Annotated in this window: 17 protein-coding genes; 10 read left to right on the forward strand and 7 right to left on the reverse strand. The window is 73.9% G+C overall.

Translation table 11 applies throughout. The annotated features are described in order from the left end of the window. Together meaB and CRP51_RS02875 are read right to left on the reverse strand one after the other, a co-directional pair. Complete coding sequence (gene meaB / locus CRP51_RS02870) at positions 1-984, reverse strand: methylmalonyl Co-A mutase-associated GTPase MeaB (protein WP_097229306.1); 984 nt, start codon at positions 982-984, stop codon at positions 1-3. Continuing rightward, positions 977-2,188 carry an acetyl-CoA C-acetyltransferase gene (locus CRP51_RS02875; protein ID WP_097229307.1) on the reverse strand — a complete coding sequence of 404 codons (1,212 nt, stop codon included), beginning with the start codon at positions 2,186-2,188 and terminating at the stop codon, positions 977-979. Before CRP51_RS02875 ends, meaB begins: the two co-directional genes overlap by 8 nt. 160 nt (positions 2,189-2,348) lie before the next feature. Here CRP51_RS02875 and mce point away from each other — a divergent pair, with 160 nt between their 5' ends. From mce to CRP51_RS02910, 7 genes are all read left to right on the forward strand, one after another. After that, complete coding sequence (gene mce, locus CRP51_RS02880; protein WP_097229308.1) at positions 2,349-2,801, forward strand: methylmalonyl-CoA epimerase; 453 nt, start codon at positions 2,349-2,351, stop codon at positions 2,799-2,801. 117 nt (positions 2,802-2,918) lie between these two features. After that, positions 2,919-6,365 carry a polarized growth protein Scy-related protein gene (locus CRP51_RS02885; protein ID WP_097229309.1) on the forward strand — a complete coding sequence of 1,149 codons (3,447 nt, stop codon included), beginning with the start codon at positions 2,919-2,921 and terminating at the stop codon, positions 6,363-6,365. 240 nt (positions 6,366-6,605) lie between these two features. Next, positions 6,606-7,556 carry a coiled-coil domain-containing protein gene (locus tag CRP51_RS02890; protein WP_097229310.1) on the forward strand — a complete coding sequence of 317 codons (951 nt, stop codon included), beginning with the start codon at positions 6,606-6,608 and terminating at the stop codon, positions 7,554-7,556. 78 nt (positions 7,557-7,634) lie between these two features. After that, entirely contained in the window at positions 7,635-8,567 is a 933-nt protein-coding gene (locus CRP51_RS02895; RefSeq protein WP_097229311.1) for an ATP-binding cassette domain-containing protein, read from the forward strand. Positions 8,568-8,579: 12 nt separating this feature from the next. Beyond that, a complete protein-coding gene (locus CRP51_RS02900) occupies positions 8,580-9,338 on the forward strand; it encodes an ABC transporter permease (RefSeq protein WP_097229312.1) in 759 nt (252 codons plus the stop codon). Between the two features lie 224 nt (positions 9,339-9,562). Continuing rightward, a complete protein-coding gene (locus CRP51_RS02905; protein ID WP_097229313.1) occupies positions 9,563-10,678 on the forward strand; it encodes an ABC transporter ATP-binding protein in 1,116 nt (371 codons plus the stop codon). After that, complete coding sequence (locus CRP51_RS02910; RefSeq protein WP_097229314.1) at positions 10,675-11,673, forward strand: ABC-2 transporter permease family protein; 999 nt, start codon at positions 10,675-10,677, stop codon at positions 11,671-11,673. Before CRP51_RS02905 ends, CRP51_RS02910 begins: the two co-directional genes overlap by 4 nt. A 52-nt stretch (positions 11,674-11,725) precedes the next feature. Here CRP51_RS02910 and CRP51_RS02915 read toward each other — a convergent pair whose 3' ends face one another. Next, a complete protein-coding gene (locus CRP51_RS02915) occupies positions 11,726-12,046 on the reverse strand; it encodes an Rv1322 family protein (RefSeq protein WP_097229315.1) in 321 nt (106 codons plus the stop codon). Positions 12,047-12,326: 280 nt separating this feature from the next. Here CRP51_RS02915 and CRP51_RS02920 point away from each other — a divergent pair, with 280 nt between their 5' ends. After that, on the forward strand, positions 12,327-13,421 hold the full coding sequence (locus CRP51_RS02920) for an LLM class flavin-dependent oxidoreductase (protein ID WP_097229443.1): 1,095 nt from the start codon (positions 12,327-12,329) through the stop codon (positions 13,419-13,421). Here the strand turns inward: CRP51_RS02920 and CRP51_RS02925 are convergent. The 3 genes from CRP51_RS02925 to CRP51_RS02935 all read right to left on the reverse strand — a co-directional run bounded on the left by CRP51_RS02925 (position 13,390) and on the right by CRP51_RS02935 (position 16,447). Continuing rightward, entirely contained in the window at positions 13,390-13,782 is a 393-nt protein-coding gene (locus tag CRP51_RS02925; RefSeq protein WP_097229316.1) for an SCO5389 family protein, read from the reverse strand. The genes CRP51_RS02920 and CRP51_RS02925 overlap by 32 nt on opposite strands. Positions 13,783-14,075: 293 nt before the next feature. After that, the gene (locus tag CRP51_RS02930; RefSeq protein WP_097229317.1) at positions 14,076-14,798 is read right to left on the reverse strand and encodes a response regulator; all 723 of its coding nucleotides are present in this window, start codon (positions 14,796-14,798) and stop codon (positions 14,076-14,078) included. Next, entirely contained in the window at positions 14,795-16,447 is a 1,653-nt protein-coding gene (locus CRP51_RS02935; RefSeq protein WP_097229318.1) for a sensor histidine kinase, read from the reverse strand. Before CRP51_RS02935 ends, CRP51_RS02930 begins: the two co-directional genes overlap by 4 nt. 186 nt (positions 16,448-16,633) lie before the next feature. Here CRP51_RS02935 and CRP51_RS02940 point away from each other — a divergent pair, with 186 nt between their 5' ends. After that, positions 16,634-18,106, forward strand: coding sequence for a cation:dicarboxylate symporter family transporter (locus tag CRP51_RS02940; protein WP_245880320.1), 1,473 nt, complete (start codon positions 16,634-16,636; stop codon positions 18,104-18,106). A gap of 213 nt (positions 18,107-18,319) precedes the next feature. Continuing rightward, positions 18,320-18,994: an endonuclease NucS gene (gene nucS, locus CRP51_RS02945; RefSeq protein WP_097229320.1), complete on the forward strand. Its 675-nt coding sequence runs from the start codon at positions 18,320-18,322 to the stop codon at positions 18,992-18,994. Positions 18,995-19,295: 301 nt separating this feature from the next. Here the strand turns inward: nucS and CRP51_RS02950 are convergent, their stop codons facing one another. Then, positions 19,296-21,620, reverse strand: a complete 2,325-nt coding sequence (locus tag CRP51_RS02950; RefSeq protein ID WP_097229321.1) for an ATP-binding protein — start codon at positions 21,618-21,620, stop codon at positions 19,296-19,298. Positions 21,621-21,693 lie beyond the last annotated feature (73 nt).

Consider the following 21,693-nt stretch of genomic DNA (forward strand, 5'->3'; position numbering starts at 1 on the left):
CTACGTCTCGGAGACCCCCTCCACCAGCAGATCCGCCGCCGCGTACGGGTCGAGCTCCCCGTCACGCACCCGGGTGGCCAGCGCCCCCAGGCGCTGGTCGCCCCGGAGCGCGTCCATCCGGGCGCGCAGCGCCGTCAGCGCGATGCTCTCGACCTCGTTGGCCGCCCGCCGCTCCCGGCGGGCGGCCAACGCGTCGTGTTCCACCAGCCAGCCGTGGTGCTTCTCCAGCGCCTCGACCAGCTCGTCCACGCCCTCGCCGCGCGCCGCGACCGTGCGGACGACCGAGGGGCGCCACTCCCCCGGCGCGCGCGGCGGGCCGAGGCCGAGCATGTGCTGAAGCTCCCGGACGGTGGTGCCCGCGCCGTCGCGGTCGGCCTTGTTGACCACGAAGAGGTCGCCGACCTCCAGGATGCCGGCCTTCGCCGCCTGCACCCCGTCGCCCATCCCCGGCGCCAGCAGCACCACCGTGCTGTCGGCCTGCGCGGCGATGTCCACCTCGGACTGGCCGACGCCGACGGTCTCGACGAGCACCAGGTCGCAGCCGGCCGCGTCCAGCACCCGCACCGCCTGGGGCACCGCCCAGGAGAGCCCGCCGAGGTGGCCCCTGGTCGCCATCGAACGGACGTAGACGCCCGGGTCCAGCGCGTGCTCGCTCATCCGCACCCGGTCGCCCAGCAGCGCGCCGCCGGAGAAGGGCGACGAGGGGTCGACGGCCAGCACCCCGACCCGCTTGCCCGCCCGCCGGTAGGCGGTGACCAGCGCCGAGGTGGTGGTGGACTTGCCGACGCCGGGCGAGCCGGTCAGCCCGACCACCCGCGCGTGGCCGGTGAGCGGCGCCAACGCGGCCATCACCGCGCGCAGTCGGGGTGACTCGTTCTCGACCAGCGAGATCAGCCGCGCGACGGCGCGCGGCTCCCCCCGCCGGGCGCGCGCCACCAGCTCGCCGACGTCGGCGCCGGCGGCCCGCCCGCGGTCCTCAGTCACGCGGCGCGCTCAGCAGCAGCGCGTCGCCCTGGCCACCGCCGCCGCACAGGGCGGCCGCGCCGGTGCCGCCGCCCCGCCTGCGCAGCTCGTACGCCAGATGGAGCGCGAGCCGGGCGCCGGACATGCCGATGGGGTGCCCCAGGGCGATCGCGCCACCGTTGACATTCACACGTTCGGAGGAGATTCCCAGGTCGCGCATTGACTGGACGACCACGGCGGCGAACGCCTCGTTGATCTCCACCACGTCGAGGTCGTCGACCGTCAACTCCGCCCGGTCCAGCGCGTGTTCGATGGCGCGGGCCGGCTGGGAGTGCAAAGAGTTGTCCGGGCCCGCGACGTTGCCGTGCGGGCCGATCTCGGCCAGCCAGCTCAGGCCGAGCGCCTCGGCCCGCGAGCGCTCCATGACCACCAGGGCCGCGGCACCGTCGGAGATCTGCGAGGCGGAGCCGGCCGTGATGGTGCCCTGGCCGTCAGCGCCGGGGAACGCGGGCCGCAGCCGGGCCAGGGACTCCACGGTGGTATCCGGCCTGATGCCCTCGTCCTCCTCGACCAGCAGCGGCTCGCCCCGCCGCTGGGGAACGCTCACCGGCACGATCTCCTCGGCCAGCAGCCCGTTCTTCCGCGCGGCCTCGGCGCGCTGGTGGGAGAGCGCGGCGACCGCGTCCTGCTCCTCCCTGGTGATGCCGAGCCGCCCGTTGAAGGTCTCCGTCGACTCGCCCATCGCGGCCCCGTCGAACGGGTCGGTGAGCCCGTCGTGCGCCATCGCGTCCAGCACCTGCATCGCGCCGTACTTCACGCCGCGCCGGCCGGCCGGCAGCAGATGCGGGGCGTTGCTCATCGACTCCTGGCCGCCGGCCACCACCACGTCGAACTCGCCGGCCCTGATCAGCTGGTCGGCCAGGGCCACCGCGTCCAGCCCGGAGAGGCAGACCTTGTTGACCGTGAGGGCGGGCACCGTCATCGGGATGCCCGCGCCGACCGCCGCCTGGCGGGCCGGGATCTGGCCGGCGCCCGCGGTGAGCACCTGTCCCATGACCACGTAGTCGACCTGCTCGGCCGCCACCCCGCCCCGCTCCAGGGCCGCCCGGATGGCGAACGAGCCCAGCCGGGCCCCCGAGAACCCGGACATCGAGCCGAGCAGCCGCCCCATCGGGGTGCGGGCGCCCGAGACGATCACCGAACGACGCTGTGGGGAAGTCGTCATCATGCACTCCTCGCGCTGGGACGGGACACGGCACCGGGGCCGCCCCGAGGTAAACGATGGTTCACTTCAATCTACCGAGGGCGCCCCACCGGGTCACCCGCGCCCGCCTGTGACCGTGGGCACGTTGCGCGATCGGTGCCAAACCCTGTGCACTGGGAGCATGTTGACGCGCATCGACCACATCGGGATCGCCTGCTTCGACCTCGAGGCGACCGTCGAGTTCTACCGGACCACCTACGGCTTCGAGGTGCACCACTCCGAGGTCAACGAGGAGCAGGGCGTACGCGAGGCCATGCTCAGGGTCAACGGCACCGACGACGGGGGCGCCACCTGGCTCCAGCTGCTGGAGCCGGTCCGGGACGACTCGCCCGTCGCCAAGTGGCTCGCCAAGAACGGCGAGGGCGTGCACCACATCGCCTTCGGCACGGCCGACGTCGACGGCGAAGCGGAAGCGATCAGGGACAAGGGCGTGCGGGTCCTCTACGACCAGCCGAGGCGCGGCTCGATGGGTTCGCGGATCACCTTTCTCCACCCCAAGGACTGTCACGGCGTGCTCACCGAACTGGTCACCTCGGCGCCGACCGAGACCTCAGCGGAACCTGAGGCCCACTGACGCAAGGCTCCCAGGCCGGTAGAGTGGCCCAGCCGGGGCTTTGGGGCACTTCTCGTCCCGTGTTCGCCGACGACCGGATCAGCTTTACCACGACCAGGGGACGGATGGGGCCGCACGGTGCGGGGCTACGACGCCTACCAGGCTGACGACCACCTCTCGCGACTCGAAGCCGAGATGGACCGGCTCAAGAAGGAGCGGGACAAGGCGGTCGACCACGCCGACGACCTCGGCTACCAGGTCGAGGTCCTGCGCGCCAAGCTGCACGAGGTCCGCCGTGCGCTGGCGGTGCGTCCGGTCTACGGCGACGCCACGTCACACGCCGAGCAGGTGCTGCGTTCGGCCCAGCACCAGGCCGACCAACTGCGCGCCGACGCCGAGCGCGAGCTGCGCGAGGCGCGGGCGCGCACCCAGCAGGTGCTCCAGGAGCAGTCCGAGCAGCGCGCCCGCATGGAGGCCGAGCTGCACGCCGAGGCGGTCAACCGCCGCCAGCGGCTGGACGAGGAGCTGGCGCAGCGCCGTTCCACCGTCGAGACCCACGTCAACGAGAACGTCGCCTGGGCCGAGCAGTTGCGCGCCCGCAGCGAGTCGCAGGCCAGGCGGCTGATCGAGGAGACCAGGACCGAGGCGGAACGGACCGTCAGCCAGGCCAGGGCCGAGGCCGCCCGGCTGACCGAGGAGGCCAGGCAGCGGCTGGTCAGCGACGCCGAGGCCGCCAGGGCCGAGGCCGAGGAGCTGCTGCGCCGGGCGCGCGCCGACGCCGAGCGGCTGGTGTCCGCCGCGTCCGCGCAGGCCGACGAGGCCGCCGACCACGCGGAGCGGCTGCGCAGCTCCACCGCGGAGGAGGCGGAGACCGGCCGGCGCGAGGCCGCCGCGCTGGTGCGGAAGGCCGAGGAGCGCGCCGCCGAGGCGGAGACCGCGCTGCGGCTCGCCCGCGAGGAGGCCGACAGGCTGCGCGCGGAGGCCGCCGAGGAGTCCGAGCGGCGCCGCGCCGACGCGGAGAACGAGTACCAGCAGCGCACCGCGACCGCGAAGGCCGAGGTCGCCCGCATGGTCAGCGAGGCGACGGCCGACGCCGAGCGCCGCAGGACCGAGGCGCAGAACGCGCTGGACGAGGCGAAGGCGCGGGCCGAGCAGCTGCTGGCGGAGGCGGCGGAGGACGCGCGGTCCCGCTCGGCCGAGGAGTACGCGGCGCAGTTGGCCGAGGCGGCGCGCACCGCCGAGGAGGTACTCAACAAGGCGGCGGGCGAGGCCAAGGCGACGACCAAGGCCGCGACCGAGGAGGCCGAGCGGCTGCGCGCCGAGGCGGAGGCCGAGGCCGACCGGCTGCGCGCCGAGGCCCACGAGACGGCCGAGCAACTGCGCGGCGCCGCGAAGGACGACACCGCCGACTACCGCGCCAAGACCGTCGAACTGCAGGAGGAGGCGCGGCGGTTGCGCGGCGAGGCCGAGCAGCTGCGGGCCGAGGCCGTCGAGGAGGGCGAGCGGATCAGGGCGGAGGCCCGCCGCGAGACGGTCTCCCAGATCGAGCAGGCGGCGGCCAGCGCCGAGGAGCTGCTGACCCAGGCCAAGGCCGACGCGGAGGAGCTGCGTTCGGCCGCGACCACCGAGAGCGAGCGGGTCCGCACCGAGGCCATCGAACGCGCCACCACCCTGCGCAACCAGGCCGAGCAGGCGCTGCGCAAGGCGCGCGGCGAGGCCGACCAACTGCGCGAGGAGGCCGCCGAGGCCGCCGAGAGGGTGGGGGCCGAGGCCAAGGAGGCCGCGGCGCGGCTGCGCGAGGAGGCCAGGGAGGCCGGCCGGGCCGAACGGGAGGCGGCGGCCGACGAGTTGGAGCGACTGCGCACCGAGGCGGCCGAGCGTCTGGCGTCGGCGGAGGCGGAGCTGGCCGAGGCCAGGGCGGAGGCGGAGCGGTCGCGCGCCGAGGCGCACGAGGCGGCCGAGCAGCTGCGGGCCGAGACGGCGGAGCGCGTCAGGACCCTGACGGAGCAGGCGGAGCGTTCGGCCGAGGAGATGCGGGCCGAGGCGACGGCGGACGCGGCCAAGGCCCGGGTCGAGGGCGAGGAGTTGGCCGTCAGGCTGCGCGGCGAGGCGCTCGCCGAGGCGGACCGGCTGCGCGAGGAGGCCGCCGCGGCGGCCGACCGCGCGCGGGCCGACGCGGCGGCGGCGGCCGAGCGGACCGCGGGCGAGGCGGCCGAGGCGCTGGCCGCCGCGCAGGAGGAGGCGGCCCGGCTGCGGGCCAAGGGCGAGACGCTGCTGGCCGAGGCGCGGGACGCGGCCCACCAGGAGCGTTCGCAGGCGCACGAGCAGAGCGAGGAGCTGCTGGCCGACGCCCGCACCCGGCTCGACGAGGCGGAGCGGCGCGCCGAGACGCTGGTCTCGGCCGCCGAGCACAAGGCGCAGCAGGTGCGGGACTCGGTCTCCGGGCTGCGCGAGGAGGCCGAGGCCGAGATCGCGGCCCACCGCGCCGAGGCCGAGCGGGCCGCGGCGCGGGTGCTGCGCGAGTCGGCGGAAGAGAAGGAGGCCGCCGCCGCGCTCGCCGAGCGGACCGTCACGGAGGCGATCGCCGACGCCGAGGCCAGGCGCCGGGAGGCGGAGGCGGAGTCGGAGCGGGTGCGCGCCGAGGCCGAGGCGGTGCTGGACGGCGCCCGCAAGGACGCCTCGCGCCGCCGCGCCGAGGCCGCCGAGCAGGCGGACCAGCTGGTCGCCAGGGCCACGGAGGAGGGCGAACGGCTCCGCGCCGAGGCCGAGGCGGCACGCGACGAGGCGCGCGAGGACGCGTCCCGCCGCCGCGCCGAGGCGGCCGAGCAGGCGGACCAGCTGGTCGCCAGGGCCACGGAGGAGTCGCAGCGGCTGACCGCCGAGGCGGAGAAGCGGGCCGACAGCATGGTCTCGGCCGCCCGCAAGGAGTCCGAGCGTCTTCTCGCCGAGGCGAAGGCCAACGGCCAGGAGACGGTGGAGCGTGCGCGCGCCGACGCCAACACGCTGCTGGAGGAGGCCCGTCGGGACGCGTCGGCGATCCGGGGGCGCGCGGAGGAGCTGCGCACGCGGGTCGAGGCCGAGGTCGAGGAGCTGCACGACCGGGCCAGGCGGGAGTCCGCCGAGCAGGCCAGGGCGGCCGGCGAGCGGGTCGACAAGCTGATGCGCGCGGCCGAGGAGCAGCGCGAGGAGGCCAGGGAGGCCGCCGCCAAGATCACGGCCGACGCCAATGCCGAGGCGGGCAAGGTCCGTGTCGCCGCCGTGCGCAAGGCCGAGGCGCTGCTGAAGGAGACGGAGCTACAGCGGACGGCGACCCTCGCCGAGGCGCGGGAGGCCCGCGTCCAGGCCGAGCGGGAGGCGACGCGCATGGTCGAGGAGGGCAAGCGTGAGCTGGAGCAGCTGGCCCGGAGGCGCGAGGACATCAACGCCGAGATCTCCCGCGTGCAGGACGTCCTGGAGGCGTTGGAGGGGTTCGAGGCGCCCAAGCCTTCCGGGTCCGCCAAGTCCGGCAAGGGGCAGCCCGGTTCGGTCACGGCCGCCGCCGGCGCCGGCTCCGGACGGCCGGGCGGGAAGCGCCCCGGCGCCTGAGTCGCACGCGCGTGCGCACGACTCACCGTCACGATGGGCGGAAGCGGCGAACATTCTCCACAGAGTGCTGAGATCCGCTCGAAGACACGCCGTTATGCCCCCTAGGATGAAGCCTCCGAGGCACGCACCCCGTTCCGAATCGACCGACGTTTCACCTTGGTTGGGAGCCAGGACCTCGAAGCGCAGAACGCCAAGCCCCGATCCCCTACTCACTCACCCGTCTGAATCGACAGGAACCCCATGAGCGACACTTCCTCTTCCCCATTCGGCTTCGAGCTCGTTCGGCGTGGCTACGACCGCGGGCAGGTGGAGGACCGCATCTCCAAGCTCGTCGCGGATCGCGACGGCGCGTTGGCGCGCATCACCTCCCTGGAGAAGCGGATCGAGGAACTGCACCTCGAAACCCAGAACGCCCAGGCCCAGATCAACGACTCCGAGCCCTCCTACGCCGGTCTCGGCGCGCGCGTGGAGAAGATCCTGCGCCTCGCCGAGGAGGAGGCGAAGGACCTGCGCGAGGAGGCCCGCAGGTCGGCCGAGCAGCACCGCGAGCTCGCCGAGGGCGCGGCCCAGCAGGTGCGGAACGACGCCGAGGCGTACGCGGCCGAGCGCAAGGCCAAGGCCGAGGAAGACGGCGTCCGGATCGTCGAGAAGGCCGAGGGTGAGGCGTCGGCGACCCGCGCCGAGGCCGAGAAGGACGCCCAGGCCAAGCGCGAGGAGGCGGACGCCCTCTTCGAGGACACCCGCGCCAAGGCGGCCCAGGCCGCGGCCGACTTCGAGACCAACCTGGCCAAGCGCCGGGAGCAGTCCGAGCGCGACCTGGCCTCGCGTCAGGCCAAGGCCGAGAAGCGGCTGGCGGAGATCGAGCACCGTGCCGAGCAGCTGCGTCTGGAGGCGGAGAAGCTCCGTACGGACGCCGAGCGCAGGGCCCGCCAGACGGTGGAGACGGCGCAGCGCCAGGCCGAGGACATCGTGGCGGACGCCAACGCCAAGGCCGACCGCATCCGCAGCGAGTCCGAGCGCGAGCTGGCCGCCCTGACCAACCGCAGGGACAGCATCAACGCCCAGCTGACCAACGTCCGCGAGATGCTGGCCACGCTGACCGGCGCCCAGGTGGCGGCCGCGACGCTGGGCGACACGGACGACGGCGACGAGGGGCTGAGCCAGGGCGTTCCCGCCCAGCAGTCCCGCTGAGCCGCCGCTCACTCCAACGGGCCAGGGCCCGCCGCCGTCCACGGGCGGCGGGCCCTGGCCCGTTCTAGCGTCGTGGACATGATCGAGCTGTCGGGACTGACCAAGCGGTACGGACTCAAGACGGCGGTGCGGGAGCTGACCTGTGTGATCAGGCCCGGTCTGGTCACGGGCTTCCTCGGCCCCAACGGCGCCGGCAAGTCCACCACGATGCGGATGATCCTCGGCCTGGACCGTCCCACGGCCGGCCGCGCGCTGGTGGAGGGAAGGCCGTACGCGCGGCTGATCGACCCGTTGACGGTGGTCGGCGCGCTGCTGGAGGCCAGATCCGTCCACCCGGGGCGGACCGCGTACCACCATCTGCTGTGCCTGGCGCAGAGCAACGGCATCCCCAGGCGGCGGGTGGGCGAGGTGCTCGACCTGGTGGGTCTGGGCGCGGTGGGGACCCGGCGCCCCAAGGGCTTCTCGCTGGGCATGGGGCAACGCCTCGGCATCGCGAGCGCGTTGCTCGGCGATCCGCGCATTCTGATCTTCGACGAACCGGTGAACGGACTCGACCCCGAAGGCATTCACTGGGTTCGGAATCTGATCAGGAGACTGGCGTCCGAAGGCCGAACTGTCTTTGTGTCGAGCCATTTGATGAGTGAAATGGCTCTGACCGCCGACCATTTGATCGTGATCGGGCAGGGGCAGCTGTTGGCCGACACGTCGATGGCCGGCTTTATCGAGGAGAACGCGCGTTCCTACACGCGTGTCCGCTCCCCCGACCGCGAGGGGCTGCTGGACGCGCTCACCCATGCCGGGCTCGACGCGGTGCCCTCCCGCGACCCGGGCGCCGAGGGCGCGTGGGAGCTGGAGGGCGACCGGACCGCGGCGGTCGGCGAACTGGCCGCCGACCGCCGCCTGGTCCTCCACGAGCTCGGGCACCACCGGGCCTCACTTGAGGAGGCGTTCATGCGGCTGACCAGCCAGTCCGTCGAGTACCAGGCGCATGTCGGCGCCGAGGAGGGCTGAGCCGTGTCCCCCATGTCCCGGGTCCTGCTCTCGGAGTGGACCAAGATCCGCACCGTCCGTGCCACGCTCTGGACCCTGGTCAGCGCGCTGGTGGTCACGGTGGCGCTGGGCGTGCTGATCAGCGCGCTGCTCAACAACACCTTCGACGACCTCGCCCGCGAGGACCGGCTGACCTTCGACCCGACGTTCATCAGCTTCTCCGGGACCCAGCTGGGGCAGCTGGCGATGATCGCCTTCGGCATCCTGGTGGTCGCCAACGAGTACAGCACCGGCATGATCCGCTCCTCCCTGTCGGCGGTGCCGGTGCGTGGCCGACTCCTCGTCGCCAAGCTGGCGGTGGCCACCGCGCTGGCGCTGGCGGTCGGGATGGTGACGGCCTTCGCCTCGTTCCTGCTGGGCCAGTTGGCGCTCGGCGACCACCGCACCGACCTCTCGGAGCCCGGCGTGCTGCGCGCGGTCTTCGGCACCGGCCTCTACATGGGGCTGATCGCGCTCTTCGCGATGGGGCTGACGTGGGTGCTGCGCAGCCCGCTGCTGTCGTTCGGGGTGCAGATCCCGTTCTTCTTCATGATCTCCAACATCCTGGCCAACGTCCCGGCGACCGAGAAGATCGGCGACTACCTCCCCGACCAGGCCGGCTCCCGCGCGATGGCGGTCGTCGACACCGGCGGCTGGCCCTACGGCCCCTGGACCGGTCTGCTCATCATGCTCGCCTGGGTCGCCGCGGCCGTCCTCGCCGGCTGGCTCGTCCTCCGCCACCGCGACGCCTGACGGGCACCGCCGTCTCCGAGGGGCGGGCGCCCTCACCGCGCAGAGTTTGTGTACTGGTGAGCGTTTGATACTAGGGTCTGCCGAACAGGGGCGCGGTGCGGAGCCCGCGCGGGTGCCCCGGCGAGGCGAACGTGAGACGGATCCCGAGGTTTCCCTGCCCTGCTCCGCGGGAGCTTCGTTTCCTCCCCCGGCTGAACCGAAGGTATCCACAAAGGAAGGCCCCGATGATCGAGGCAACCGGCCTGACCAAGAGCTACGGCTCGAAGACGGCCGTCTACAACCTGAACTTCCGGGTGCAACCCGGCAAGGTCACCGGGTTTCTCGGCCCCAACGGCGCCGGGAAGTCGACCACCATGCGGATGATCCTGGGCCTGGACGCCCCCACCAACGGGTCGGTCACCATCGGCGGCCACCAGTACCACCAGCTTCCCAACGCCCCTCGGCTGGTCGGGGCGCTGCTGGATGCCAACGCCAAGCACGGGGGGCGCAGCGCGCGGGCGCACCTGCTGTGTCTGGCGCAGCTCTCCGGGATCCCGGCGCGGCGCGTCGACGAGGTGCTGGACGTGGTGGGGCTGACGCAGGTGGCCAGGAAGCGTTCCAAGGGCTTCTCGCTGGGCATGGGCCAGCGACTGGGCATCGCGGCGGCCCTGCTGGGCGACCCGCAGGTGCTGCTCTTCGACGAGCCGGTCAACGGGCTCGACCCGGAGGGCATCCGCTGGGTGCGCGAGTTGATGCGGAGATTGGCGAGTGAGGGACGGACGGTGTTCGTCTCCAGCCATCTGATGAGCGAGATGGCTCAGACCGCCGACCATCTGATCGTGATCGGCCGGGGCCAGTTGATGGCGGACCTGCCGGTGCGCGCGTTCATCGAGCAGAACTCCACCGGCTTCGCGCGCGTGCGCACGCCCGACGGGGACGAGGCGGGGCGCGAGAAGCTGGTGCGGGCCCTGGCCGAGGCCGGCGGCCAGGTGCTGGCCGAGCCGGAGGGGACGCTCAAGGTCACGGGCGTCGAGCTGCCGCGCATCAGCGAGTTGGCGCACGCGGCCGACGTCCGGCTGTGGGAGCTGTCGCCGCACCACGCCTCGCTGGAGGAGGCGTACATGCGCATGACGCAGGGCGCGGTGGACTACCGCTCCAGCGACGACCAGCGTTCCGGGCTCCAGGCGCCGCCGCAGCAGGTGCCGGGCGGCTGGCAGCAGCCGGCGGGCCCGCAGGGCGGCTACGCCCCGCCGCCGCTCGGCGGCTACGGCGCGCCCCCGCCGGCGCACGCCGCCCCGCCGCACCCACCGCACGCTTCGCACCAGGCCGCCGCCCCGTACCGCCCCGAGGACGCCCGATGACGACTCCGCCGCCGCCCCAGCACGTTCCGCAGCACGTCCCGTCCCAGCAGGCTCCGCCCCAGCAGGCGCCGGGGCAGCAGCCGTTCCCGCCGCAGGCGCCGCCGCAGGTTCCCGGGCAGCGGCAGCAGGAGTGGCAGGGGCAGGCGCCGGCGGGCGGCTCGTCGCTTCCGATGGTGCGGACGCATCTCGGGCACGCCCTGGTCTCGGAGTGGACCAAGATCCGCACCGTGCGTTCCACGGTCTGGACGTTGGCGCTGACCGTGCTGCTGACGGTCGGGATCGGCCTGATCTTCGCCGCCGCGCTGAGCACGGACGACTACGTGGGGATGCCGCTGCTCGCCGGCGGCTTCTTCGGCCTGATGTTCGGCCAGCTCTGCGTGATCAGTCTCGGGGTGCTCGTGATCACCTCCGAGTACGGGACGGGCATGATCCGCACCACGCTGACCGCCAGCCCCCGGCGCTCCCGGGTGCTGGTCGCCAAGGCGCTGGTCTTCTTCGCGCTCTCGTTCACGGTGACGCTGGCCTCGACCGGGCTCACCGCGTTGATCCACTCCTCGATGCTGAGCGACCAGACCGTGCCCGCCTACGAGTACGACAACCCCGACATGGAGGGGTCGATCGAGAACGGCGAGATCGTGGCCACGACCGGCCACTGGGTCGACGCCACTCTTGGCGCCTCGCTGTACGTGGCGCTGCTCGGCCTGCTGGCGCTCGCCGTCGGCACCCTGCTGCGGCACTCGGCGGGGGCGATCAGCACCATGCTGGGCGTGGTGCTGGTGCCGCTGATCGCCGCGCTCTTCATGGCCGGGGAGAGCCTGCGGGACCTGCGGGACGCGCTGATCGAGTACTCGCCGCTGAACGGGCTGGCGTCGATGTTCCGCATCCCGATGGTCGGCGAGCCGGGCTCCGGCTGGACCATGCTGGGGCTGCTGGCCGGGGTGACGGCCGCCGCGACGATCGCGGCGCTGGCGCGCCTGACCACCACCGACGTCTGACCCGAGGCGACCGACGTCCGAACCGCGGCACGGGGCCCGTGCGGCGACGGGCTCAGTAGCGCGGTGCGTTCCGGGACCGCGGGGGCCGCACGCCCCTGCGGTCCCTCGCGTTCCAGCAGGCGCGGTGCCAGTGCCTGCGGTCCTCGACCGCGCCCATCCTCGGCCAGCTCACCACGTGCGGGACGCCCGGCGGGATCTCCTGGTCGCAGCCGGGGCAGCGGTAGTGCTTGGCCGCCGCGGCGCCGGTGACCCCGCGCACGACCCACTCCTCGCCGCGCCACTCGTCGGTGCGCTCCAGACCGTACTCGCGGGGGCCCTCACCGCCCGTGGGGGGCTGCTGACGACCGCGGGGGCGGTTGCGACGGGGGGACACGGAACACCTCGACCTGGCTCGGCGGTTCGGCTGGCGGGCGGCCGGCCCGGCGGTCACGCGCCGGGAGGACGCGGAGCACAGGGGGCCGGGCGACGCAAACGAGTTTACGCGGGGCACTCACCCGCCCTCCCGACGGTCAATTGGTGATCATCGGAAAAACCTGCCGCCGTCCCGTGCCTTTGGCACGTGTCACGCGTTAAGGCCCATGGGGAGACGCGGAACCAGGCAGGTCACGGCGAGCCCGTCCGGGCGCGCGAGGAGGGCGGAAGCGATGACGACCATACGGATAGGGACATTTGTGCTGGCCGGTCAGTTTCCGGGTCAGGGCCAGCGGGAGGCACTCGACCGGGCGGTCCGCTCCGCCGAGACGGCCGACGAGGTGGGGCTGGACACCGTCTGGCTCGCCGAACACCACTTCGTTCCCTACGGACTGTGCCCGTCGGCGACCACCCTGGCCGCCCTGCTGCTCGGCCGCACCCGCCGGATCGGGGTCGGGACCGCGATCAGCGTGCTCTCCACGCAGCACCCGGTGGCCCTCGGCGAGCAGGCGACACTGCTCCATCTGACCTCGGGCGGCCGCTTCACCCTCGGCGTGGGGCGCGGCGGCCCCTGGGTCGACCTGGAGGTCTTCGGCACGGGCAGGGAGGCGCTGGAGCGGGACTTCCCCGAGTCGCTCGACCTGCTGCTGCGGTGGCTGACGCAGCCGGCGGTGGACGCGGACGGGGAGCGCTACCGCTTCCGTTCGGTGCCGGTGGTGCCCAGGCCGGGCGAGGAGTCCGACCCGCCGCCGCCCGTCGTGGTGGCGTGCACCTCGCCGGCGACCGTGCGCCTGGCGGCGCGGCGCGGGCTGCCGATGCTGCTGGGGATGCACATCGGGGACGCGGAGAAGGCCGAGATGGTGGCGCTGTGGCGGTCCACGGCGACGCAGGCGGGGCTGCCCCCGGAGGCGGTGCGCGCGGCCGACCATGTGGCGGCGGGCGTGGGGCAGGTCGGGGACAGCCAGTCGGAGGCCGTGCAGACGCTGCGCCGCTCGCTGCCCGGCTGGCTGCGGCAGGGGCTCTCGGCGCACCAGACCCTGGACGGCGGCCCGCGCGCCATGCGCGACCCGCGCGCCTACACGGAGCTGCTGTGCGAGCTGCACCCGGTGGGCGACCCCCAGCTCTGCGCCGACCGGCTCGCGTCGACCAGCGAGCGCACGGGCATCACCCGCTTCGCGCTGATGGTCGAGGGCTCGGGCGAGACCGCGGCCACGGAGCGGAACGTGCGCCGGCTCGCGGAGGACGTGCTGCCGCTCCTCCCCGGACACGCGGGGAAGGAGGCGGCAGCGACCGGGGTCTCCGTGCTCAGCAGTCGCGCAGCACCGGGGACTGGTTGAGGATCTGACCGCGGATGGAGGTGAACCGGGCGTGCCGCTCGTCGCTCGACGTGTCGAGCGGGAAGACGGCGACCCGGTGGCAGTTCTGGAAGGCCAGGCGGACGCCGAAGTGCCGTTCGAGGGCACCCCTGATGGCGTCGCTGGCGAGGGCGCGCAGCAGCTGTCCGCGCGCCTGTTCGTCCGGTGGTGGTGTGGTGTTGTCGGCGAACTCCCCGCCGTCGACCTGGAGTCGGGTGACCAGGTTGCTGATCATGTCCCAGGCGAAGGGCAGGGAGGTGCGGACGCAGTCGACGAACTCCTTCTCGTCGACCTCGCCCCGCTCGGCCTGTTCCAGTAACGCCGGTGAGACATCGAGCGACATGGGTTTCTCCTCTCGCGACCCCCGTCGGGGTCAGGCGCGGACTGGCCCGAGGGATGCCGCACACGGCTCAGACGTGCGAGCGGCTACCCCCCTTGGGTCCGCCTTCCGGCTCGCCGTGGGCTCGCCCGGCGCCCGGGGGCGCAGGGGGGAACGCGGAGCCTCACGAAGATCCGAGGACGGACGTAAGTCACGTTAGGCCGCGCGACCGGTGGTGTCAGTGGATTGGGCACATAACTGGCCACTGTCGAATCCGCTGAATCCTCCCCATAGCAGGCGCCGTTGACCTCACCCGGTTACCACTCCGCCACCCCATGCTCACCCTCCTCATCCAGCCAGCGGTAACACAGCTCCGGCCGGCCCACCCCGCCGTAGCGGGGCGCACGGAGGGCGCGCGCGGTCGCCACCAGATGTTCCAGATACCGTCGCGCGGTGATCCGTGAGACCCCCACGCGCCCGGCCGCGACCGTCGCCGTCAACCCCTCGGGGGCGGCGCGCAGCGCCTCGATGACCGATTCCAGCGTGTGCTGGCTCAACCCCTTGGGCAGCGCGGCGGCCACCGGGGAACGCAGCGCCGCCAGCGTGCGGTCCACCTCCTCCTGCCCGCCCGCCTCCCCCTCGGCCTGGCGGAACGCCGCGTAGCGCACGAGCCGGTCACGGAGCGTGGCGAAGGTGAAGGGCTTGAGGACGTAGTGCACGACCCCGAGCGAGACCCCCTCCCGCACCACCGTCAGGTCGCGGGCCGAGGTCACCGCGATCACGTCCACGGCGTGCCCGGCGCCGCGCAGCGCCCGCACCAGCCGCAGCCCGTGGCCGTCGGGCAGGTAGAGGTCGAGCAGCAGCAGATCGACCTCCGTGGTGGCCAGCAGCCGCGCCGCCTCCGCGCCGGAACGGGCGACCCCGCTGACGACGAAGCCGGGCACCCGCTCCACATAGCCGCGATGCGCCTCGGCGGCCAGCGGCTCGTCCTCGACGACCAGCACCCGCACCGGCGCCGGTTCGCCCCCGGATCCGGTCACGCGACCCCCACCCGCAGCGGCAGCCGAACGGTGAACCGTGCTCCGCCCGTCGCCGCGCGGGAGACCTCGACCGTCCCCCGGTTGCGACGGACCGCCTGGCGCACCAGGGCCAGTCCGACGCCGCGCGGGCCGCGCGACCGGTCCCCGGCCGGCTTGGTCGACCAGCCCCAGTCGAACGCGGCCTCCGCGCTCTCCGCGCGCAGCCCGCCGCCGGAGTCGCTCACCTCCAGCAGCAGTTCGTGCGCGTCGGCGCGCGCCCGCACCCACACCCGCGCGCCGGCGCGCGGGGTGCTCTCACGGGCGCTCTCGGCTGCCGCGCGCTCCCGTGCGGACTCCATCGCGGCCTCCATGGCGTTGTCGATCAGGTTGCCCAGGATGGTCACCAGGTCGCGCGGCGGCAGCGCGCGGGGCAGCACGCCGTCGTCGATCCTGCTGTCGTCGGTCAGCAGCAGCTCGACGCCGCGCTCGTTGGCCTGCGACACCTTTCCCAACAGCAAGGCGGCGAGGACCGGTTCGGCCACCGCGTCCACCACCCGGTCGGTCAGCGCCTGGGCCAGCTCCAGCTCGGCGGTGGCGAACTCCACCGCCTCGTCCGCCCGCCCCAGCTCTATCAGCGCCACCACGGCGTGCAGCCGGTTGGCGGCCTCGTGCGCCTGGGCGCGCAGCGCGTCGGTGAACGCCAGCGCCGAGTCGAGCTCCCCGGCCAGCTCCTGTAGCTCTGTGTGATCGCGCAGCGTTACAACCGTGCCCCGCCTGCTGCCGCCCGAGACCGGCGCCGCGTTGACGAGGAGCACCCGGTCCTCGGTGACCCGCACCTCGTCCACCAGAGGGCCCTCGGCCCGGAGGGTGGCGACCAGCTCGCCGGAGAGGTCCAGCTCCTCGGGGGTTCGGCCGACCGGTTCGTCGGGCAGCCCGAGCAGCTCCAGCGCCGCGTCGTTGGCCAGCGCGATCCGGCCAGTCCCGTCCAGCAGCAACAGCCCCTCCCGCAACGCGCGCAGCGTCGCCTGGTGGTAGTCGTAGATCCGGCTCAATTCGGCCGCGTTCATGCCGTGGGTGTGCCGACGCAGCCTGGCGTTGACGGCCCAGGTGCCGACCCCGCCCAGCGCCAGCGCCCCGCCCGCCACCATCAGCAGGCCGCTGACCTGGTCGGCGACCCGACGCCCTATGGTCTCGACGGCCAGCCCCGCGCTCACCAGCGCCACGATCTCGTCGTCCGACCAGACGGGGGTGACCACCCGCGTCGAGGGGCCGAGGGTGCCGGTGTAGGACTCCGTGAAGGTCTCTCCACGAAGAGCCGGCTCAGTGTGGCCGAGAAACGACTCTCCGATCAGCTCCGGATTGGGATGGGTGAGCCGCTCCCCGTCGGGACGCATGATGGTGACGAACGTGATGCCGGTGTCCCGGCGCACCTGCTCGGCGTAGGGCTGGAGGGCGGCGCTCGGGTCGTCCGAGTCGAGCGCGGAGAGCACGGAGGGGGCGTCCGCGATGGTCCGCGCGACCACGGTCACCTCGGTGCGCGCCGCCTCCTCCGCCTGGTCGCGGGTGTTGAGGTAGGTGAAGACCGCGCAGCCCGCGACGACCAGCGCCACCAGCAGGACCTGCATGGCGAAGAGCTGGCCGGCCAGCGAGCGCGGTCGGGGGAGAGCCATAGCGCACAGTGTGCTCAGCCGGGACGTTCACCGGAAGCCACGGGCCCGGTCGGGGCCGGGCGAAGCCCCGTCCCGCGCGAACTCAATGAACGCAAGGGTGACCGACGTCACGCCCGGATGGATAGTCGCGAGAGCTCCAGGCCGACCGCTCACGACAGGCCGACTCCACGACGACGAGGAGAACCCGTGGCTGCCAAGCCCTCCGCCGACGCCCCCGCTCCCCCGGGGCCGAGGAAGCGGCGCGACCGCACGCACTATCTGTACATATTCGTGATCGTGGCGGTGGTCGCCGGCGTCACGCTCGGCATGGCCGCCCCCGATGTCGCCGTCGAGCTGAAACCGCTCGGGACGGGCTTCGTCGACCTGATCAAGATGATCATCTCGCCCGTCATCTTCTGCACCATCGTCCTGGGCATCGGTTCGGTCCGCAAGGCCGCCAAGGTGGGCGCGGTGGGCGGTCTCGCCCTCGGCTACTTCATGGTGATGTCGGCGTTCGCGCTGATCATCGGCCTGCTGGTGGGCAACGTCCTGCACCCGGGCTCCGGGCTGGACATCACCGAGGCCACCCGGGAGGCGGGCGCTGCCCAGGCCGAAGGCGCCAGCGAGTCCACCGTCGACTTCCTGCTGGGCATCATCCCCACCTCCTTCGCCTCGGCGTTCACCGAGGGCGAGGTGCTCCAGACGCTGCTGGTCGCGCTGATGACCGGCTTCGCGCTCCAGACCATGGGCCGCGCCGGCGAGCCGGTGCTGCGCGGCGTCCAGCACCTCCAGAAGCTGGTCTTCCGCATCCTGGCGATGATCATGTGGGCCGCCCCGGTCGGCGCGTTCGGCGCGATGGCCGCCGTGGTCGGCGAGACGGGCGCCGGCGCGCTGCGCTCGCTCGCGGTCATCATGATCGGCTTCTATGTCACCTGTGTGATCTTCGTGGTGCTGGTGCTGGGCGTGCTGCTCTGGGTGGTGGCCAGGATCAACATCTTCTCCCTGCTCAGGTACCTGGGCCGGGAGTTCCTGCTGATCCTGTCGACCTCCTCCTCGGAGTCGGCGCTGCCGAGGCTGATCTCCAAGATGGAGCACCTGGGCGTCAGCAAGCCCGTCGCGGGCATCACCGTGCCGACCGGATACTCGTTCAACCTGGACGGCACCGCGATCTACCTGACCATGGCCTCGCTCTTCATCGCCGAGGTGATGGGCGACCCGCTGTCGGTGGGCGAGCAGATCAGCCTGCTGCTCTTCATGATCATCGCGTCCAAGGGCGCCGCCGGCGTCACCGGCGCCGGCCTGGCCACCCTGGCCGGCGGGCTCCAGTCGCACCGGCCGGAACTGCTCGACGGCGTCGGCCTGATCGTCGGCATCGACCGCTTCATGAGCGAGGCGCGGGCGCTGACCAACTTCGCCGGCAACGCGGTGGCCACCGTGCTGGTCGGCACGTGGACCAAGGAGCTGGACCGGGAGCGCGCCACCGAGGTGCTGGCCGGGCGGCTGCCGTTCGACGAGTCGTCGATGACGGACGACCACGGCCACGGCGGCGGTGACGACGCCCCCGACGACCGTCGCGGCGACGGTCCAGGCGACGGCGCGAGCGCCGGGGGCCGGCTGGCGAAGCAGCCGGGGGAACGCGCCGAGGCGACCACCGGCGCCGAGGAGTCCAAAGCCCACTGACGCCCGAAGGGCAGGGCGCGTCGCGGGGGTTGACGCCCGCCGCGGGCGACGAAGGCCGGAGCGCCGGCCGGCGGCACCGTTCTCCCGGACGGGGCCACCGGCCGGCGGCGGTCGTTCCGGGTCCGTTCCGGCGATGGCCGCCGGGGCGGCGGCCCCGGCGGGAACCAGGGAACGGTGACGTGGGTGTCGGCGGGACGATCTAGGCTGCACACCATGCGTCTTGTCATCGCTCGCTGCTCGGTCGACTACGCCGGCCGCCTCACCGCTCATCTGCCCATGGCCCCGCGGCTCGTCCTGGTCAAGGCCGACAACTCGGTCTCGATCCACGCCGACGACCGCGCCTACAAGCCGCTGAACTGGATGTCGCCGCCGTGCAGTCTCAAGGAGGACGAGACGGAGGACGGCGGCCGGGTCTGGACGGTGGTCAACAAGACGGGCGAGAAGCTGATCATCACCATGGAGGAAGTTCTCCATGACTCCTCGCACGAGTTGGGTGTCGACCCGGGGCTGATCAAGGACGGTGTGGAGGCACACCTCCAGGAGCTGCTGGCGGACCGGATGGAGACGTTGGGCGAGGGCTGGACGCTGATCCGCCGTGAGTTCCCGACGGCGATCGGCCCGGTGGACATCCTGGGGCGGGACGCCGACGGCGCCACCGTGGCCGTGGAGATCAAGCGGCGCGGCGAGATCGACGGCGTCGAGCAGTTGACCCGCTACCTGGAGCTGCTCAACCGCGACCCCCATCTCGCGCCCGTCCAGGGCCTGTTCGCGGCCCAGGAGATCAAGCCGCAGGCCAGGACGCTGGCGACCGACCGGGGCATCCGCTGCGTGACCCTGGACTACGACGCGCTGCGCGGCATCGAGGACGACAAGCTGCGCCTGTTCTGACCGCCGGCCGCGGCCGCCCCCAGCCTTCGCGCCGCTCCCCGCACCCCTTCGCCGCCGGTGGGCGGCTGGGGCGCGGGGAACGGCGCGAGCGACCACGCGACGGGGCCCGCGCCGTAACCCCACCCGGGCCACGCGGGTGAGTAGTCGACCGCCCCCGCCACTCCCGCGCCGCGCCGCTCCCCGCGCCCCTTCAGGCCGCCACCGGCCCGAGGCGCACGCGCCGCACGGCATCGGGTCAACGGTGCTCCGGTCGCGGCCCGTCCCGCGGGGCCCCGACGGGCCCCCGCCGGGTCGCGCTGTCCTAGCGGACGGTGGCCGAGGCGCCGAGGGAGGAGGAGGCCGTGGGCGACGGCTCGCCCGCGGACGGCGAGGCGTCCGGCCCCCCGTCGTCGCCCTCGGTCGGCGGGTCCTCGGGATCCTCCGTGGGCGGGTCCGGGTCCTCCGTCGGCGGGTCGTCCGGGTCCTCCGTCGGGGGGTCCGGGTCCTCGGTCGGCGGGTCGTCCGGGTCCTCCGTCGGCGGGTCGGTATCGCCGCCACCGCCACCGCCGCCGTCGGCACCGCCGTCCGCGCCGTCGTCCGAGCCGCCGGACTCCGACGGCGTCGGGTCGGCGGTGGTCGGGTCCGGCGCGGGGGGCTGCTCGGTCGTCGGGTCCTCGGTCGGCTCCGGGGTCGTCTCCTCCTCCGTCGCCGGGTCCTCGGTGGGCTCCTCGCGCTCCTCGGTGGCCGACTCCTCCGGCTCGGTCTCCTCGACGGCCGGGGCGTCCTCCTCGCTGGTCGCCGGGTCGTCGCGGGTGACGTTCTCCTTGTCGTCATCCGGGTCGCCCGAGGTCAGGCCGAGGGCGACGACGGTGCCGAGGACGGCGGCGAGCAGCGCGCCGGCGCCGGTGGCGACCGCGTTGCGGCGGTTGCCCCGGGTGAACATCCGGCGCAGGGTGGCGCCCGACTCCTCGGGCGAGCGCCCCCTGATGGTCAGGGTCAGCTCCGTGGCGCCCGGCGGCTCGGGGGCGCGCAGCCCGACGGGGGTCTCCGGCCCGTTCACCTCGGGCGGCGGCTGCTGGGTGACGGCCGCCTGGGCGCCGAACGGCGGAGTGTGCGCGGGCGGCGGGGCGGGCGCCCTGGTCAGGTCGTCCACCAGCGTCAGCGCCCGGCGGCCGGCGACGGCGCCGCCGGCGTCGGAGAGCACGCCGCGCAGCGCGGTGGACGCCTCCAACTCGACGCGGGCGCGCGCCAACTGCCCCTCGCAGATGGCGAGGACGCCCAACTCGTGGTGGAAGTAGGCCTCCTGGGCGACGGCCCCGGTGGCCCTGGCGGCCTCCTGGCCGGTGCGCAGGGCGCGCTCCCAGGCGCCCCAGCGCAGCCCGGCGGCCAGCAGCGGGGCGGTGCGGCGCACCAGCTCCGTGACCTCGGTGTGCAGGGACGCCTGCTGGGCCGCGCGCAGCGCGGCGAGCACCACGTCGGCCTGGGCGACCACCTCGTCGACCGGGGTGCCGGACTCGGCGAGCCACCAGGAGAAGTGCCGGGTGAGCGCGGCCGTCCTGGCGGCGCCCTCGGCGGCCAGCTCCGACCCCTCGAACGCGGCCGTCGCGTCCGGCGCCAGCCGCCGGCGGCGGCCGACGCGGGTGAGCAGCCCGCAGTCGTCCAGCTCGGTGTGGGCGGTGGCGGCCTCGGCGTCACCGGTGAGGGCGGGCAGCGCCGCCGGGTCGGGCAGCTCGCCGCCGAGCGCCAGTCCGATGCGCAGCAGCTCCCTGGCGCCTTCGGATATCGAGGCGGCCAACGTGGTGACCAGCGCGTCGACCGGGGGCAACGGCCCGGTGCCGTCCAACGCGCGGTACCGCAGCACGGCGCCGGCCTGCACGAAGTGGCGCGGCAGGCCGCCGCCGGCGCGGCCCAGCTCGTCGGCCCACTCGACCTCGGCCGCGGTCAGCTCGCGGGCGACCGCGAGGGCCAGCAGCCGGCGGCCGGCCTCCGCGCCGATGCCGGCGACCGGCTCGTCGGCGACGCCGGAACTCGCCCCGGGCGCCGGCGCCTCCGGACGCTGGGCCAGCAGAAAGGCGCACTCGGGCGTCGCGTTGAGCAGCTCGTCGAGGGCGGCGCCGCCGAACTCCACGTCGTCCAGCACCACCACGGCGCCGACCTCGCGCAGCGCGGCGGTCAACTCGGTCGGGCCCGGACGGTAGTTGTCCACGTGGTGCACGGCCGCGTACAGCTCGTGGAGCAGGTCGCGAGGGGTGCGCCGGTGGCCGCTGAGGCGCACCACCCCGTCGGGGGCGAGCGTCGCGCAGTCCTCGGCGACGGCGGCCAGAAGCGCGCTGCGGCCGGCGCCGGACGGGCCGGTCAGCCGGACGGAACGGCCGCTGGCCAGCAGCGAACGGAGCCGGGCGCGCTGCTCCTCGCGGTCGAGCAGCGGCGGGCCCGGCTCGGCGTGGCCGGCGCTTGCGGCGGCGGCGCGGCGGGGGGCGAGCGGCCTGCGCCCGGGCGGACAGGGCACGATCTCGCTGCCGTCCACGGGGTTGATGGTGAGCAGGAAGTCACCCGCGACCAGCCAGGTCGCCCGCTCCGACCCGTCGCCCGCGCCGCTGTGCTGCGCTGGCCGGTCGGCGGGCTGCGAGGGGTGGTTGAGGTCCATGGGTCAGAATCTCTCGGCAGTGAGTGCGGCGACGCCGCCCGATGATGGTGCCCACGCTACCCGTGGGGTGTGA

Origin of the sequence: Streptomyces zhaozhouensis, assembly GCF_900230195.1 — a bacterium.
In the GTDB taxonomy this organism is placed as follows: domain Bacteria; phylum Actinomycetota; class Actinomycetes; order Streptomycetales; family Streptomycetaceae; genus Streptomyces; species Streptomyces zhaozhouensis.